The sequence below is a fragment of the Mucilaginibacter gossypiicola genome, from assembly GCF_900110105.1.
GTDB lineage: Bacteria > Bacteroidota > Bacteroidia > Sphingobacteriales > Sphingobacteriaceae > Mucilaginibacter > Mucilaginibacter gossypiicola.
In genome coordinates this window covers 13,960-31,065 of the sequence record NZ_FOCL01000016.1, presented here as the reverse complement: position 1 = coordinate 31,065, position 17,106 = coordinate 13,960, and the positions used below count along the sequence as shown (strand labels likewise).

At 42.4% G+C, this 17,106-nt stretch carries 12 protein-coding genes; 9 read left to right on the top strand and 3 right to left on the bottom strand.

Annotation, left to right across the window (positions count from 1 at the left end; all coding sequences use genetic code 11):
• Positions 1-10 precede the first annotated feature (10 nt).
• Together BMX50_RS30500 and BMX50_RS30495 are read left to right on the top strand one after the other, a co-directional pair.
• Positions 11-496 carry an ABC transporter ATPase gene (locus BMX50_RS30500; RefSeq protein WP_091220349.1) on the top strand — a complete coding sequence of 162 codons (486 nt, stop codon included), beginning with the start codon at positions 11-13 and terminating at the stop codon, positions 494-496.
• A gap of 118 nt (positions 497-614) precedes the next feature.
• Positions 615-1,013: an SPW repeat domain-containing protein gene (locus BMX50_RS30495; RefSeq protein ID WP_091220347.1), complete on the top strand. Its 399-nt coding sequence runs from the start codon at positions 615-617 to the stop codon at positions 1,011-1,013.
• A gap of 59 nt (positions 1,014-1,072) precedes the next feature.
• Here the strand turns inward: BMX50_RS30495 and BMX50_RS30490 are convergent, their stop codons facing one another.
• Both BMX50_RS30490 and BMX50_RS30485 read right to left on the bottom strand, forming a co-directional pair.
• Positions 1,073-1,759, bottom strand: coding sequence for a PAS domain-containing protein (locus tag BMX50_RS30490; protein WP_091220345.1), 687 nt, complete (start codon positions 1,757-1,759; stop codon positions 1,073-1,075).
• A gap of 88 nt (positions 1,760-1,847) precedes the next feature.
• A complete protein-coding gene (locus BMX50_RS30485) occupies positions 1,848-3,137 on the bottom strand; it encodes a BamA/TamA family outer membrane protein (RefSeq protein WP_091220343.1) in 1,290 nt (429 codons plus the stop codon).
• 193 nt (positions 3,138-3,330) lie between these two features.
• On the opposite strand from BMX50_RS30485, the gene BMX50_RS30480 reads away from it, so the two are divergent.
• On the top strand, positions 3,331-4,122 hold the full coding sequence (locus BMX50_RS30480) for a CHAD domain-containing protein (RefSeq protein WP_091220340.1): 792 nt from the start codon (positions 3,331-3,333) through the stop codon (positions 4,120-4,122).
• Positions 4,123-4,125: 3 nt separating this feature from the next.
• On the opposite strand, the gene BMX50_RS30475 is transcribed toward BMX50_RS30480, so the two are convergent.
• A complete protein-coding gene (locus tag BMX50_RS30475) occupies positions 4,126-6,912 on the bottom strand; it encodes a hybrid sensor histidine kinase/response regulator transcription factor (RefSeq protein WP_244281147.1) in 2,787 nt (928 codons plus the stop codon).
• A gap of 352 nt (positions 6,913-7,264) precedes the next feature.
• Here BMX50_RS30475 and BMX50_RS30470 point away from each other — a divergent pair, with 352 nt between their 5' ends.
• From BMX50_RS30470 to BMX50_RS30445, 6 genes are all read left to right on the top strand, one after another.
• Complete coding sequence (locus BMX50_RS30470) at positions 7,265-8,590, top strand: sugar porter family MFS transporter (protein WP_091220338.1); 1,326 nt, start codon at positions 7,265-7,267, stop codon at positions 8,588-8,590.
• A 12-nt stretch (positions 8,591-8,602) separates the two neighbouring features.
• The gene (locus BMX50_RS30465) at positions 8,603-9,514 is read left to right on the top strand and encodes a carbohydrate kinase family protein (protein ID WP_091220335.1); all 912 of its coding nucleotides are present in this window, start codon (positions 8,603-8,605) and stop codon (positions 9,512-9,514) included.
• Between the two features lie 29 nt (positions 9,515-9,543).
• Positions 9,544-12,684, top strand: a complete 3,141-nt coding sequence (locus BMX50_RS30460) for a SusC/RagA family TonB-linked outer membrane protein (protein ID WP_091220333.1) — start codon at positions 9,544-9,546, stop codon at positions 12,682-12,684.
• Positions 12,685-12,702: 18 nt separating this feature from the next.
• Positions 12,703-14,409: a RagB/SusD family nutrient uptake outer membrane protein gene (locus BMX50_RS30455; RefSeq protein WP_091220330.1), complete on the top strand. Its 1,707-nt coding sequence runs from the start codon at positions 12,703-12,705 to the stop codon at positions 14,407-14,409.
• A gap of 107 nt (positions 14,410-14,516) precedes the next feature.
• Positions 14,517-16,046: a glycoside hydrolase family 32 protein gene (locus BMX50_RS30450; RefSeq protein WP_091220329.1), complete on the top strand. Its 1,530-nt coding sequence runs from the start codon at positions 14,517-14,519 to the stop codon at positions 16,044-16,046.
• 422 nt (positions 16,047-16,468) lie between these two features.
• On the top strand, positions 16,469-17,032 hold the full coding sequence (locus tag BMX50_RS30445; protein WP_091220326.1) for a dihydrofolate reductase family protein: 564 nt from the start codon (positions 16,469-16,471) through the stop codon (positions 17,030-17,032).
• Positions 17,033-17,106: the final 74 nt, after the last annotated feature.

Below are 17,106 nucleotides of genomic sequence, written 5' to 3'. Positions count from 1 at the left end.
ATTTTTGAAAATGAAATTTTCTCCACAGTCAAGAGTTTGGATCTATCAGTCGGACAGGAAATTAACCGACCAGGAAGTACAGCAGATCCAGCCCGAGCTGGATAGGTTTGCCGCCAACTGGACAGCTCATAACAACCAGCTTAAAGCAAAGACCGAGATCAGGTATAACCGTTTTTTTATATTGATAGTTGATGAAAGCCAGGCAGGCGCCAGCGGGTGTTCTATCGATAAATCGGTTCATTTTATGCAGCAGGTTCAACAGCATTTGGGCATCAATCTTTTCGACAGGTTTAATTTGGCTTATCGCGAAGGCGAGGAAGTGCTTTCATTACCACGGCATGATTTTGAGGCTAAACTGAAAGACGGCAGCATCAATAAGGAAACTGTTGTTTATAATAACCTGGTACAAAACTTAAACGAGCTTGAAACTAAATGGGAGGTGCCTTTCAAAGATAGCTGGCATATCCAGTTATTTCGTGACCTGGTAGCCAATTAATTAACCCGCTGATCAAATTTTTAAATTTTACTGTACTTAAGCCGTGCAAATGTTTACCTTTGGCACAAAATTTAGATATAAATCATCTATATTGATACTTTATAAATAAGCTATAAAAATGAAAGGCTTCATCTCAACCAAAACTTACGGATTTTTAAACTACGTTGTAGCCCTGTTAATGATTTCATCATTATGGACTTTTGATACAATTCATGTTGGCGGCGCTGCTTTATTCCTGCCTCTGATCATTGGCTGGTTACAGTTGATCATGGCTATCTTTGCTAAAAACGAAATGGGTTTTATCAAACAATTCCCGATGGTTATGCACAATGCCGGTGACGTACTTATGGGCTCGTTTTTGTTTTGCTCGCCATGGGTTTATGCCTTTTCTGATAAATTGGTAGCTCCGCAATTGATTTTTGGTGCTTACCTTTTAATTGTTGGTTGCTTTACCAAAGGCTCTCCATTTATTAACGTGCAAAAAGAAGAAGATCACGGCGTAAGCTATAACGCATAATTATTTTTCTAAAAAAAGATATAAAACAAAAAAGGCACTCAATGGGTGCCTTTTTTGTTTTATATACCAAGCTCCTTTGCTTGTTGCTCTTCGCGCTGATTGCGCATTATTTTGGTGAAGCCGCGGTGATTATGTTCTTCATCAAATAAGGGAAAAAACAATCCGCTCCCCCAAAAACGTGTGCCGTCCTTTCGCACATGGTAGCGCTCATCAATGGCCCTGCCCATACTTAATGCCTTTTTTAATTCTATTTCGGGTTTACCGGCGGCAATATCTTCAATAGTAAAAAATATCCGGACATTAAGGCCCAAAGCTTCCTGTTCGGCATAGCCAAGAACTTTCTGGGCACCGGTATTCCAGCTATTGATATTCCCGTTTTTGTCGGTAGTTATCACCGCGTAATCTTCAAGACTGTCCAGTACCTGCCTGAAAAATTCTTCGCTCATCCTAAAATAGGTATCATCAAAAATATCTTTGTCGGTCACTTCATCATCAAATGATTGGTATTCTATAAAAATACTGGTTTTGTCAACTCCGCATACCAACTGCATAGGCTCACGTGTTATGCGGTAAAATGTTTCAAAGCCAGCGGGCAAATTGTTAAGCTCCGGCTTAACTTTAACAGGTACAAGAGTAATATCAACAACCTCTTCGGTTTGTTGGTTTACTGTTACTTTTACCAATACATATTCGTAGCCCTTTTCAATCAGGTCACCAAGTAGTTGCGAGGTTAACGGAGTGCGCATTTGTGATAGATTACTTAATGAAAAACATTTTTAGAACAAAAATGACACCATTTATGGCGAAACGCCCCTTAACCCGGGGCAATTACAGCTAAAACACTTCATTAAGCCCTAAAAAGAAACCGCTTGAACCATAAGTTCCCCTGGCATAATCAATACAAAGATTGGAGCGCGTGTATTTATTAAACAACAGTCGCAATCCTGCACCGCCACCGGGTTCCCAGTATCTGAATAGTTTTATGCGTTGCTGATTGTCAGCTGTTTCGGCATTAACAAAAGCAACACCGCTGAGCAACTTATTGCTTGTTAACGGAAACCGGTATTCGGCCTCATTATATACAAACGACATGCCCTTAAAACGCCCTATGATAAACGCCCTGCCAATACGGCCATAGGCATCGCTGCCGGTTCCGGGCAGTTCAAGATAGGGCAACGCCCCGCTTAACAAGTAGTTTGACCAGTGCCACACGGCAAACACATGTTCGGGATGGGTTGATGACAGGCTCCAGTACTTTCTGAATTCGAATTTTAACTGCATGGCATTGCGGTTGCTGCCCAGCCAGGTTTGGTTGCTCCTCAAAACTATATCAGCATAAATACCCCTGAACGGGCGATTGGGTTGATCACGATTATTGAACTGGAAATTGAATAGTAATCCATTTGCCTGGTAAGAACTAACGGGGAAACCATTGCGGATACTATAACGGTAATTGTGTGTTTGGGTTATAGGAATATCCTTGCGGTCATCATCTATATGGCTATAATAATTAAAGCTTAGCCCCGCACCTACGTATATATGATGAGCCAATTTACGGTAGATGCGCTCGTTGGCTTTGATATACAAATAGCGGATGGGAAAGGCATCAGGGTTGTTTTCAAAGTGTGTATTATTCATAAAAAAGCTCCCTTCGCCAAAACTGCGCCTGCCGGTGCCAAGACCGTTATCCATGGCAACGGTTTTCCCTATTTGTACGGTGCCCTGCAGGTTCCATTGGTTTTGTGCCGAAAAAGCGTTTTGCTTAAATTCAAAAGTAGAAAGTCCGCTTGTTGACAAGTAAAAACCTGCATTGATTACCGAAAGGGTTGTATTTGCAGGATCACCAAAGTATTTCCCTCCGGATGAAATTACCCCTACAGCAAAACCCACACTTGGATTATAAGCGGCAGAAGGCAGTACCGACCAGTAAGTACGGTTTTGTGTTTGTGTAGTTGCTACTGATGGTTTACTGCTTTTGCCACTGAAAAAGGCAGCCAAAATACCGTTGGCATCTACCTGTGATTGTAAGGAGTCAACCGGATCGGCCAGGGTTTGGGCAAAAAGCTTACAGGTACTTAAAAGTACGAACAAAGTAAGGGTAAGCCGGTAAACAGCGGGAGCCAATTGATCAGGGGTTTATAAGTGTTCCTGCTAAGATATTTATATCATCCGAATGTAAAAAACTTATTACAAAATAAAACTCCCCCCTATTTCGCTGTTGATTTTCACCCGCTTAACTGCTCATTCAGCCTTAAAATTTATTGTTTTTAAATTGTATTTTTGAAATAAGGCGAATAACAACAAGGTGCCAGCCGTTATGAAAAAGGAAACAGAACGGAAATATGTAATGAAAATATGGCGGTCAATGAAACGCCATCTCCGCTCTTTTATCAAAAACGGCGAACAGGAAGATTTGCACCATTTTCGTACCGGGGTAAAAAAGCTGCGGGCACTTTTGATCCTCGCAGATAGCGCAGAAAAATCGCCCGGGCTGGAAAAACGTTTCAAACCCGTTCGTAAAATATTTAAGCAGGCCGGCGAAATCAGGAATGCTTATATAAACCAGGAGCTGGGTAAAGCAGTAGGTGAAAACACCGATTTTATGAGGGAACAGCAGCAGATCATGGAAACCGCTACCCTGGCCTTTAATGCAGATAAAGACCAACACCGGTTGAGGCTCCGAAAAACACGTCGCAGTATATTAAAGCGGATCAGGTCGGTTAGTAAACTACACCTTACATTGTATTACTACCAACAACTGGAAAGCATTGCAACAGCCTTAAACCAGCTGCGCTTTGATGAAAGCCTGCATACCTGTCGTAAACAACTGAAAGTACTGTTATATAATTATACGCTGGCCGGTCCGGAATTAGAGATTTCTTTCAATGAAGCTTATATTGACCAGGTGCAGGAAGCTATTGGCAACTGGCATGACAATCAACTGGCTCTTGAACTTTTTGCAACCGGGGAAACCGGCAGTAGCGACGGGATAGCTAATGGCCTGAAGAAACAGTCGGCCAGGCTCAAAAAACAACTCACTTTGCTCACCCGCAATTTTCAGGAACAGGCAACCACTGTAACCGAACTGCCCATTCCACAAGTTGATTAAAGCCTATGTTTGCTGCTGTTTGCGTTTGTACTCACTTGGCGTGCAACCGTATTTGGCTTTAAAAACGGTAGAAAAGTAATTAGGTGTAGAAAATCCTACCATGTAGGTTATTTCCGAGATCGGGTAACTCTCGTTCATTAATAAATACTTTGCTTTTTTTAGCCGGCGGTTTAATATGTAATCAGATATGCTGCAGCCAAGCAGCGCCTTAACTTTACGGTAAAGCTGAATTCTTGAAACACCTATCAATTTACATATCTCGTCGACATTAAAATTTTCATTGGCTAAATTTTGCTCTACGATACCTGCAAAATCATTCAGGAACTTTTTATCAAGCGCCTTGGATACAGGCACAGTAGTTTTACTTACGTCGCTGGTAAAATGTTCTTTTAGCATCACCCTGCTTTTAATTAAATTTTTTACGGAGGCAAACAGGTATTCAAAGTTAAACGGTTTAACAATATAAGCATCGGCCATACAGGTTATACCGTCAATCTGCTGTTCAACGCTGCCTTGTGCAGTTAAAAGAATAATGGGGATATGCGAGGTACGGATATCTGTTTTTAATTTCACCGTTAAAGTTTTACCAGACATGCCCGGCAATACTACATCAGATATGATCAGATCTGGAACGCGCTCAAAAGTTTCATTTAACCCGCTTATGCCGTTATCCGCCGTAAATATCTCGTAAGTAGTACCCAGTTTTTCACTCAGGTAATTTAACAGGTCTTTGTTATCTTCAATGATCAGGATAGATTGCTCCCTCGGGGCTCCGAATGTTTGTCCTTCATCCGCTACGGCAATGGGTGCGGCCAGGTCTGTAACATAAACTTTCGCCCGTTCCTCAATATCTGTTTGTGCGGTGTTAGCGTGCCCCTGCACATCACGGTCAAAGTGGTTATTACCCAATAATAAGTTAATGATAAACGTAGTTCCCTCCCACTTTTTACTTACTACATCTATACTGCCCTGATGCAAAGAAATAATTTCTTTTGACAAAGCAAGCCCCAAACCCGATCCCCCAGATAAGCTATTCTCGGCCTGGTAAAACTGCTCAAATACATGAGCGGTTTCCTGTGCTTCCATACCTATCCCATTATCCTGTATGGCAATATCAACCGAGTTATTTTCTTTCCTTTTGAAACTTACCTGTATCCTGCCATTATCGCTGGTAAATTTTAAGGCATTAGCTATGACGTTAAAAAATACCTTATCTAACAAGTTGACATCATACCAAACCACTATCTGTTGCTCATCGCTTAACAGGCTGATGCTGATATTGCGTTTCTGCGCATTTTCCTGAAAGCTGGTTATGATTTCCCTCGCAAATTCAACAATATTGTTAGGCGATACATTGATCTGCTGTTTATCGTATTCTATTTTACGATACTCTATCAGCTGATTAACCAGGCGCAACAAACGGTATACGTTTTTATGGATCAGTTTCAGACTTTTGCCGGCCACAAGGTTCAGTTTTTCATTGGCCATCATATCTTCTACCGGCGAGAGGATAAGCGTGAGCGGGGTGCGGAACTCATGGGAAATATTGGTAAAGAACTGCAGTTTGGCTTCTGTTGCCACCTCAGCTTTTGCCGACATCTCGATCAGCTGGTTACGCTGCTGTAAAATTTCGTTGTTTTTAACTTCCAGGCTTTTATTGATCTTCCGGTTTTCCATGAGCCAGTAAAATGCAAGGCCACCAAAAACAATGGCCAGCACCAGCGATATTACAATTACATTTAAAACCAATTGCTGGCTATTATACACTTCGCGCTGCTCTTCCAATAACGATTGTTGCCGCTCAATATCCTTTTGCTGGCTGTTTATTTTGCCCCATTGCATTTTCATTAACTGCACGTTTGAAGAGTCGATAACAACCGACTGCAACAGGTTTTCCCGGGCGAAAGATTCTTTATTCAGGATCCTGAAGGCAGTCATAATGGCTTCCTTACCTCCTGTAGGATATATCATACTGGCGTTGATGTTTTTTGAAGCAACCATTTGCAAGCCTCCTCCATTGCCTGGTAAGGCATCAACCCCCAATACTTTAACACCCCGGATTTTGAGTTCATCGAGCACTTCCCTTGTGCCATGGGCCATAACATCATTATGGGCAAATATCACATTAGCATTTTTTATAACCGGTGCTATCCTTATCAATTGTTTTTTAGCGCTATCCTTCAACCAATCGCCATATACCCTGGCAGCTATAGTTATATCAGTATATTTCTTAAGGCCATCAGAAAAGCCGCGGTCCCGCTCAATTGCCGGAGAAGAGCCTGGCAGCCCCATTACTTCTACAATGTTCCCGCTGCCTTTTAATATAGAGCCGGCATATTCACCTGCCATTTTACCAATCTGGTAGTTATCAGCACCAACATAAGCCGTATATAAAGCCGATGACGTTTTGCGATCAATCACAATTACCGGGATCCCTTTACTATAGGCCTGCTCCACTATTCCGGTAAGGGGTTGTGCCTCATTGGGCGATATGATCAGCAGGTCGATACCGTCGTCAAGCATCTTCTTTACCTGTTCAACCTGCCTGGCGCTGTTACCGTCGGCATCGGCATAAACGAACTGCGCATCTGGATGTAATGAAAGCTCCATCCTCATTTCATCAAGCATAGTACGACGCCACAGGTCAGAACCGATACACTGTGAAAAGCCAATTGTATACTGCGATGTTTTATCTGTCTTTTTACATCCGGCAGCAATAAGCACCATAAAACAGATCAGCAAGATGCCGGTCAGTAAGTTTTCAGCATGCCATTTGTTGAAAAAGGCCATAACATCAGTTTGGAAGAAAATGGTAATTAACAGGATTACTTATTGGTTTATTTTTTCCCTTTGAGGGTTAAACAAAGTAAAGATATCTATAAACGTTCCTGAAAAACAAATTTAAGGGGGCAGGCAGCCTTCGCAACAACCATGGTAATGTAACCAAATTGAAAGTAACGGGTAACATAAACAAACATCGGGCTACAAAATAGCAACATCAATAATTTTATCTAACTAAAAATCAACAAGTTAAATACAGATTGATTTTTATACTTTATTGATACGAAATCAATAACCCCTGCACGGCCTATTGCCCTACTTTGGCCTCAATAAATCCAATATAACACCTTTTATAATTATTATGAGAAAACACTCCGTCCTGGCCTGGTCCATGGTCGTGGCCCTTGGTGGCTTCCTTTTCGGGTTTGATACCGCTGTAATATCAGGCGCCGAAAAATCTATCCAGCAGTTCTGGCACTTATCCGTAGTAGAACATGGGCTTACCATATCTATCGCATTAATAGGAACGGTTATCGGCTCATTATTAGGGGCACGGCCATCAGATCTGTTTGGCCGCAAAAACACGCTTTACTTTGTAGCCGCAGCGTATTTACTATCATCATTAGGCACTGCACTGGCCGATAGCTGGTATGTGTTCCTGGTTTTCAGGTTATTGGGAGGCCTCGGCGTTGGCATATCATCAGTTACGGCACCTATCTATATTTCAGAAGTTTCACCGGCCGACCGCCGGGGCAGGCTGGTGGGTTTGTTTCAGTTTAACGTGGTATTGGGGATACTGATCTCGTACCTGTCCAACTACCTGATAAGCCAGGTTGGCGAAACTTCATGGCGATGGATGCTTGGTGTGCAGGCCTTTCCTTCAGCATTGTTTTTTGTGCTCATCTACTTTATACCCGAAAGCCCGCGCTGGCTGATCCTTAAAAAGGGCGAAATGGCAAAAGCACTCGGCATACTACGGATCATTAACCCGCTCAACTGCGATCAGGAGTTGGAATCTATCAAAAATTCAACTTTAAATGATACGGCTTTAAGCGGCAGCCTCTTTTCGGGTCAATATAAAACACCTGTTATACTGGCCGTGCTGTTTGCCTTTTTCAACCAGGTATCGGGCATAAATGCCATCATTTACTACGCACCGCGCATATTTGAAATGGCTGGTTTGGGTGCCCATTCATCTTTATTATCAACAGTGGGCCTTGGGGCAATCAACTTTGTATTCACCCTTGCGGCCATTAATATTATTGATAAAGTAGGGCGCCGTATCCTGATGCTTATTGGCTCGGTTGGCCTTATCATTTCCCTGTTCCTGGTAGCCTATACTTTTTACTCGGGGCACATGAGTGGCTTTGCCGTGCCTGCTTACATGATGCTGTTCATCGCATTCTTTGCGTTTTCGCAGGGCGCTGTTATCTGGGTATTTATATCAGAAATATTTCCAAACCAGGTACGGGCAAAAGGGCAAACACTGGGCAGCTCAACCCATTGGATCATGGCGGCATTGATCGCTTTCTCCTTTCCGTATTTCGCCGAAAAACTTGGCGGCACAATAACATTTTCCTTTTTCGGCACCATGATGATATGCCAGTTAATTTTTGTGTGGAGGCTGATGCCCGAAACCAAAGGCCGGTCGCTGGAGCAAATTGAAACTAACATGGTAATGCATTAATCAAGATCTGCGATGATGAACTTACATACAAATACCTTAACACCGGCCATTTGCTATGGCGAAATACTCTGGGATGTTTTGCCGGATGGCCCGCAGCCCGGCGGGGCATTGTTAAATGTTTCGTACCATCTTAATAAACTGGGCATGCCTGCAAGCCTGGTAAGCAAAATAGGTAACGATGCTGATGGCCAAAAACTTGAAAACCTGCTCGATAACTGGGGGATAAAAAAGCACCTGCTGCAAACAGATACCGAACACCCAACCAGCCAGGTGATAGCCAAAATGAATAATGGCAATGAGGTATCATACGAAATCATTTTCCCCGTGGCCTGGGATTTCATCAATGACAGCGAGCATATTAAAACACAGATCAAGCCTTCAACCTATTTCGTTTTCGGCAGCCTTGCGTCGAGGAACAGCGTATCGCGCAATACTTTGTTTGAGCTGCTGGAAAGTGATGCTATCAAAGTATTCGACATTAACTTGAGGCCGCCTTTTATAAGCCGCGATCTGCTGGCCGACCTGCTACACAAAGCCAACATCGTAAAATTTAACCAGGCCGAACTTGAGATGGTACAGGGCCTGTTCAGGGGTTCGTTTTGGAAAGAATCGGAACAGATCAAATTTATACAGGATCATTTTAACATACCCGAAATCATAGTTACCAAAGGCGAGTTCGGTGCTTCCTATTATAAAGAAGAAAAGGCCTGGCACATTGCCGGGCGCGAGGTAAAGGTAAGGGACACCATAGGCAGCGGCGACTCATTTTTAGCAGCATTCATAGCCAACCATTACCGTGGCGCATCACCCGAAATATTATTAAAAAATGCAATAGCTATGGGCGGCTTTATTGCAACAAAGAAAGGAGGTTGTCCGGATTATAAAATCAAAGAATACCAAGACTTTATAAACAAAATGTTTTAACCAAACCAATTACACTTAAACAAAAATCAATGAGAAAATTATTACTTATCTGTTCCTTTCTTATACTGTTAATAAGTGAAGGATACGCGCAATCCCGAACCATTACCGGGACCGTGTTAGATAACTCCTCGAAACCTATAGACGGAGTTACCATAGTGGTTGTTGAAACCCAAAAATCAACACTATCAGATGCCAGCGGAAAGTTCAGCATCGCAGTAAAAAACGGCCAGTCGGTGCGGTTTTCGTACGTGGGCGCAAAGCCAATAGTCATAACTATTACTGCCGATACCAAAACACTTGATGTAGTATTTAAAGATGCCGAAAACAAGCTTAATGAGGTAGTTGTAACCGGTTATACTTCTGAAAGAAAGAAAGACCTGACAGGCGCAGTTGCGGTTGTTGATCTGGCACCGGTAAAAAACAATAGCTCAGGAAATACAATGCAGGCATTGCAGGGCCGTGTTGCGGGTTTATACATCGAAAAAGACGGATCGGCAAATGGTGCAACCAGCAGAATCCTAATCAGGGGAGCCAATACTTTAGGTAACAATAACCCACTATACATTATCGATGGGATACCTACCACCAGGCCGGAAGTATTTCAAAACCTGTCGCCTTCAAATATTGCATCGGTGCAGGTATTAAAGGATGCTTCGTCCGAATCAATTTACGGTTCACGCGCATCTAACGGCGTTATCATCGTTACCACCAAAAACGGCGGCAATACAGATGGTAAGGTGCAGTTTCAGTTCAATAACAGCACTTCCATCCAGTCCGAAAAATCGTTAAGGTTTAAAATGCTGAACGCCGTTGACAGGGGCAAAGCTTTGTGGCAGGCATCGGTTAATGACGGGCAAGACCCCGCCGCAGGTTACGGAGAGATCTACAATTTTGACTGGAATAACAACTTCAATAATCCTGTTTTAAACAGCGTTACCCCTAAACCATACGTTGGCGGTGATCAAAATACTCCCGTTGGCGATACCGACTGGCAAAGCGTGTTGTATAAAACAGCCTTTGTTTACAACAATGATTTCACGGCTTCGGTAGGTAATAAAAACTCATCTATCCAGATAAACTTTGGAAACATAAAAAATACCGGTCTTGTGCGCTTTACCAAATACGGACGTACCACCGGGAGCATCAACGCCATAACCAAAGCCTTTGACAGCAAAGTTACTTTTGGCGTTAATATCAAAATCACCAACTCAAACGAAACCCTTACCACAACAGATCTGGGTGGTGCCACAACTCCATTCCTGGCAGTTACGCTGGCACCAACCATCCCTGTATATCAAAAAGATGGCGTAACCTATGCCGGCGAATCGGGTGCAGGCTACTCTGACAGGAACAACCCGCTGCATATGCAGGACCTTGCAAAATGGAATAACACCAACAAGTTAAACACTTTTGGCAACGTGTTTTTAGAAATACAGCCCATTAAGAATTTATTCTTCAGATCAAATTATGGCGCGGATAATTCCGACTACCTGAGCAAGGTAATTACACCAACTTTTTCGGAAGGTGCCCTAAACCGTACTACCAACAGCTTATTCTTTGATCAAAATCACTATTTAAGCACCACGCTTTCAAACACTTTAAGATATAGTTATGATTTAAACAACAAGCATCACTTTAAGATATTGGTGGGTACAGAGTACGTTAAAACCTTTACTGATTTTCAAACAACCTTAAAACAAGGATATGCCATTCAAACAGAAGACTACTTTACGTTAGATGCCGGCACAGGAAATACCATTGTTACCGGCAGATCGACTGGTAACCAGTTGTTTTCACAGTTTGGCCGTTTTGATTACAACTATGCAGGCAAATACCTGGTGTCGGCTACCGTTCGTCGTGATGGTTCATCAAGGTTTGGCGCAAATAACCAGTATGGTATTTTCCCTTCTGCTTCACTGGGCTGGAAAATAGACCAGGAAAATTTCATGAAAAACGGGAGCCTTTTTTCTGAACTGAAATTAAGGGCAGGCATAGGCCGCGTAGGTAACCAGGAAATCGGCGACCTGTCGCGTTATGCGCTTTACAACACCCGTTATGGCACTACCCAAAATCAGCTTACCCCCGGCTTTTGGGAGCAATATATGAATGTGGGTACTGCATATTCGTTATCCGGAGCCAATACAGGTTCATTACCATCCGGCTTTGTTCAAACGCAGGCAGAAAACCCTGCCCTTAAATGGGAAACTACCGACGAGCTAAACACTGGCCTTGACTTTGCCATATTAAACGGAAAAATCTCCGGTTCATTTGATTATTTCACCAGGAAAACCACCGGTATCCTGATTACCCCTCCGGTTGCATCGGCCTTGGGCGAAGGGCAATCTAAAACTGTTAACGGAGCATCAAAAACCAATAAAGGCTGGGAGTTTTCGGTTACCTATCACGGTCAACACGCAGGAGACTTTAATTACAACGTTACTTTAAACTTCTCTCATTTCAGGGACAAGATCACAGATTTGCCGGAGAATGTTAGACCCGCCTACCCTGGCAATATAGACAACACCATCATAGGCCATTCGCAGTTTGACATATTTGGCTATAAAACGGCCGGTTTGTTCCAATCGCAGGCCGAAGTTGATGCAGCGCCAACGCAAATTGGCGCAGGGCCGGGCAGGATCCGTTATGTTGATATCAATCACGACGGAAAAATTGATGCCAACGATCAAACATGGATAGGTACTACCCTGCCAGCCTTAGAGTACGGCGCAAGAATTGATCTGACATACAAAAAATTCGACCTTTCCATATTTGGATCAGGCGTTGCCGGTCGCAAAGGGTTTGATGTATATACGCTTTATAATAATTTGATGCACAGCCGCGAAAATGTTGGCCCCGGTGTATTTGACGGCTGGACACCGCAACATACCAACACCACCGTGCCTGCATTAACACTGAAAGACAATAACAATGAAGGCCGTACTTCTGATTATTTCATTGTAAACACTTCCTATTTCAAACTAAGGAACATTCAAATTGGATATACCATTTTACCTAAAGCTGTATTTACCAGGCTAAGGGTGTTTGCCATGGCCGAAAACATCTTTACTGTAAAAAGCAGCAAGTACCTGAGCCCCGATCCTGAGCGGATTGATCTTAATCCTATCCCCATCCCACGGATCTTCAGTTTTGGCGTCAACGCATCATTTTAACGAAAAAAACTATTCAATATGAAAGCGAAAATATTAGTAACAACTGTTTTATCGGGGCTGATAATTTTAAGCTCCTGTAAAAAAGCATTAGATTATACACCAAAGGGTGTACTATCATCTTCAGATTTAAAATCACCCGATGCTGTTGAAGGTTTGGTAACTGCAGCTTATGCAGCTATCGGAAACGGCGATATGATTGGGCCAATATACAGCGACTGGGCTTACGGCAGCGTTCGCTCAGATGATGCCTACAAAGGCGGTGGCGGTACAGGCGATGTTGGCGAGGTAGATGCTTTGGAGCATTACAACCTGGTAACCCCCTCTATGGATTCGTTTGTTTCACGAACCTGGAAAAACCTGTTCAAATCAATTTCAAGGGCAAACGTAGCGCTTAGGGCGGTTAATTCACTTTCGGATGCTGATTTCCCAAACAAAAAGATCCGTTTGGCCGAATTGAAGTTTTTGCGTGCTCATAGCTATTTTACCATGAAGTTGCTGTACAAAAACATTCCCATTTTTGACGAAACTGCAACTGCTGCCGATATCCTCAAAGTTTCAAATACTTTATCAAATGATGATTCATGGAATAAAATCGCAGCCGATTTTCAATATGCAGTTGATAATTTACCAGCCACACAGCCTGATTTAGCAAGGGCCAATAAGTTGAATGCCCAGGCTTATTTAGCCAAATTAAAATTATACCAGGCATACGAGCAGGATAATAATCACCATGTGATCAATATCAATAAAACAAGGTTACAGGAGGTTGTTACACTTACACAAGCAGTTATAGCATCTGGTAAATACTCGCTAAGCCCCGATATTGCTGATAACTTTTTACCTGAAACAGAGAACGGCCCCGAATCGGTATTCGCCATACAATTTACCATCAATGATGGTACTACCGCCGGGCGTTTAAATTTTGAAGATGGGTTGAACTATCCGCACGGGGCACCTCAATATGGCTGCTGCGGGTTCCACGCTGCAAGCCAGAACTTAGTTAATGCCTATACAACTGATGCCAACGGCCTGCCTAATTTTGATACGTTTAACAATAGCATAGCCGATTTATCAAAAGTTACCGTAGACCCACGGTTAGATCATACTGTTGGTATAGACGGGCATCCGTATAAATATGACAACACCAAACCATTCAGCAATAGCTGGGTACGTGATCCGGGTGTGTACGGTAATTTCCATACCATGCGCAACCAGCAATTAGCCACAAGCTCATCTTATTTTAAGCTTGGGCCATTTATGGGCTCGGCTAAAAACTATGATATCCTGAGGTATGATGATATCTTGTTAATGCAGGCCGAAGCTTATATTGAGTTAGGCCAGCAGGCAAATGCGCTGCCGTTAATAAATCAAATCAGAAACAGGGCTGCTGCCAGTACCGGACGCCTTAAAAAACTGGACGGGACCTTTCCTTCATCTTACAATTTAAAACCCTACACTTCGGCAAACTGGACCCAGGACTATGCCCGTAAAGCGCTACAATGGGAAAGGCGGTTGGAATTTGCAACCGAAGGCGCACGTTTCTTTGATTTAGTTAGATGGGGAATTGCAGAAAAAACTTTAAACGACTATATTAACGTTGAAAAAGTGAGAAGGCCATTTTTAGCAACGGCTAAATTTACTGCCGGTAGAGATGAATATCTCCCAATTCCACAATCAGAAATTACATTCACCAACGGTTTATATAAACAAAACCCTGGATATTAAACTATAATAAAATAACGAAAACCCGGTCTGATATAGCAGGCCGGGATTTTCGCTATTAAAGTTTTTGCATTACCCTGCTCAATATAAAACCAATAAAAGCTTAAATTATGAAAACAAAATGTGGCATATTAATGCTGATTGCATTTACTATCGTAAATGGTATCTGCAAAGCCCAGGATTCGCCCCAAAAAACTTACACAGAGCAATACCGGCCGCAGGTACATTTTTCGCCCGCTGCACATTGGATGAACGACCCTAACGGTATGGTTTATTATAACGGTACCTATCACTTGTTTTTTCAGTATTATCCAAAAGATATTGTGTGGGGGCCAATGCACTGGGGCCATGCCGAAAGTAAAGACCTGATCCACTGGAAACAATTACCTATCGCTTTATACCCCGATAGTCTTGGATATATCTTTTCGGGTAGTGCTGTTGTTGATGCCAATAATACATCCGGTTTCGGTAAAAATGGCAAAACACCCCTGGTAGCCATATTTACCCATCATGACCCTAAAGGCGAAAAAGAGGGTACCGATAAATTTCAAAACCAAAGCCTTGCCTACAGCCTGGATGGCGGCAGCTCATGGACTAAATACAGCGGCAACCCGGTGCTCAAAAACCCGGGAATCAAAGATTTTCGCGACCCTAAGGTGATGTGGTATGCCCCGGAAAAAAAATGGATAATGACCCTTGCAACGCAGGACCATATCTCCTTCTATTCGGCCCCCGATCTTAAAAACTGGAAAAAGGAAAGTGAATTCGGGCTTAAAGAAGGTGCACATGGAGGCGTATGGGAATGCCCCGACCTATTTACGCTAAAAATGAACGGAAAAACCTATTGGATCCTGATCGTAAATCTTAACCCCGGCGGGCCCAATGGAGGCTCGGCAACCCAATATTTTGTAGGGAATTTTGACGGGAACAAGTTTAGTCCCCTTGATTCAAGCACCAGGTGGCTTGATTACGGTCCGGACGAATATGCTGGTATCACCTGGAGCAACACCGGCAATCGTAAAATATTTTTAGGATGGATGAGCAACTGGCAATATGCCAACCAGGTACCAACAAAAACATGGCGCAACGCAGCAACTATCGCACGTGAACTCAGCCTGCAGCAAAGCAAAGGGCAAATTTTACTGGCTTCCAGGCCGGTAGCCGAGCTAAAAAACATCGAGACGAAACCTATTGCATTAAGCCAGCTTACGGTTAACGGTTCTCTTGATCTTTCTTCAAAAATCAATAAGCTCAAAAGCCGCTATGTTTTAAAACTAAGCCTCAATACTTTGAAAGATTATGGCATCAGGCTATCAAACGCCAAAGGCGAAGAAGTGCTTATAGGTTATGACCAAACGAAGGAGCAATATTATATAGACCGTACCAAAGCCGGGAAAATGGATTTTCAAAAAGACTTTTCGGGTCGCTTTACTGCACCACGGTTAAGCACAGCTAAAAATTCGGACCTCACTTTGGTAATCGATAAATCATCTGTAGAGTTGTTTGCCGACGGTGGTTTAACCACCATGACCACAATTTATTTCCCAACCGAAGACTTCAGCAAACTTGCCATTAAAACAAACGGAAAATTGATGATTGATAACCTTAGTATTTCGGGCCTGAAATCTATTTGGAAATAACGGTTAGCACAGAGCCAAAGAACAAAAAGATTTGAAACAGAATTGCACTCTCCAAGTGGAGGTGCAATTCCTACAGATTTATTCTCTGTGATATGGTTTAGGTAAAAGATTATTTATTCTGAACTTAATCAGTGTATTACTCCGTTTTGTTCAATACAAAAATACTAATATTTTTAGCAAAACAAAATCAAATCTTAAATTTTTCTCCCCCCATCTGAAGTCTCTTCCGATAAATAAAGTACAAAAGCAGCAAGCCTTCTTCCCCCAAAAGCTTGCTGCTTTTATATGCACTGTATAACATTAGCTATTGGCAACAGATAATCCCTTTATCTACATTTGTTTAGCTGATGATTCTTGTTAAATAAACAATCTTGCTAAAGAATTACAGCCCACAACACTTTTTCTAAATAAACAATGCACCCATGGCAACAGATTCATTTAAAATAACCATACATATGGTTTCAAGTGTTGACGGCTATATTGCCAAAAAAGACAATAGCGTTTCGTGGTTTGAAACATCCGACAATTATGAGCAGGGTGTTAATGTTACAGAAGAGGATGCAAAAGAGTTTTTAAAAACGATAGATTGCTATATAATGGGTGCCCGTACCTATGAACACGCTTTAGAACTTTCAAAATCATATGGCTGGGCTTACGGAGATGTACCAACTATTGTATTAACCCACAGAAAACTGCCCGTTGACCGGCCGAACATTAAAATCTATTCGGGCGATTTGCACATGTTTGTAGATGAACAACTGAAACCAAACTACAAAAATGTTTGGCTGGTAGGCGGCGCCAAACTTGCCAAAGATTTCATCCGGTTAAACCTTACCGATGAAATAAGACAATCAATCCTGCCGGTTATTTTAGGTGAAGGCATTCCGTTTTTTGATCAGATAGGGCAAGAACAGGCATTACATCTAAAAAGTGTAACAGCCCATAAAAGCGGCATGGTAGAACTATGCTACGAAGTAAGAAAATAGATGTAAACCGTTAATACACAAAAACACTTTATTTGTTTGCGAATTTATTTTATTTTCACTCTTGCAAATAGAAT

Bases quoted from the DNA above. Each gene is read 5' to 3' on its own strand.
- BMX50_RS30500 (WP_091220349.1), top strand. From the start codon at position 11: ATGAAATTTTCTCCACAGTCAAGAGTTTGGATCTATCAGTCGGACAGG.
- BMX50_RS30495 (WP_091220347.1), top strand. From the start codon at position 615: ATGAAAGGCTTCATCTCAACCAAAACTTACGGATTTTTAAACTACGTT.
- BMX50_RS30490 (WP_091220345.1), bottom strand. From the start codon at position 1,759: ATGCGCACTCCGTTAACCTCGCAACTACTTGGTGACCTGATTGAAAAG.
- BMX50_RS30480 (WP_091220340.1), top strand. From the start codon at position 3,331: ATGAAAAAGGAAACAGAACGGAAATATGTAATGAAAATATGGCGGTCA.
- BMX50_RS30475 (WP_244281147.1), bottom strand. From the start codon at position 6,912: ATGGCCTTTTTCAACAAATGGCATGCTGAAAACTTACTGACCGGCATC.
- BMX50_RS30470 (WP_091220338.1), top strand. From the start codon at position 7,265: ATGAGAAAACACTCCGTCCTGGCCTGGTCCATGGTCGTGGCCCTTGGT.
- BMX50_RS30465 (WP_091220335.1), top strand. From the start codon at position 8,603: ATGATGAACTTACATACAAATACCTTAACACCGGCCATTTGCTATGGC.
- BMX50_RS30460 (WP_091220333.1), top strand. From the start codon at position 9,544: ATGAGAAAATTATTACTTATCTGTTCCTTTCTTATACTGTTAATAAGT.
- BMX50_RS30455 (WP_091220330.1), top strand. From the start codon at position 12,703: ATGAAAGCGAAAATATTAGTAACAACTGTTTTATCGGGGCTGATAATT.
- BMX50_RS30450 (WP_091220329.1), top strand. From the start codon at position 14,517: ATGAAAACAAAATGTGGCATATTAATGCTGATTGCATTTACTATCGTA.
- BMX50_RS30445 (WP_091220326.1), top strand. From the start codon at position 16,469: ATGGCAACAGATTCATTTAAAATAACCATACATATGGTTTCAAGTGTT.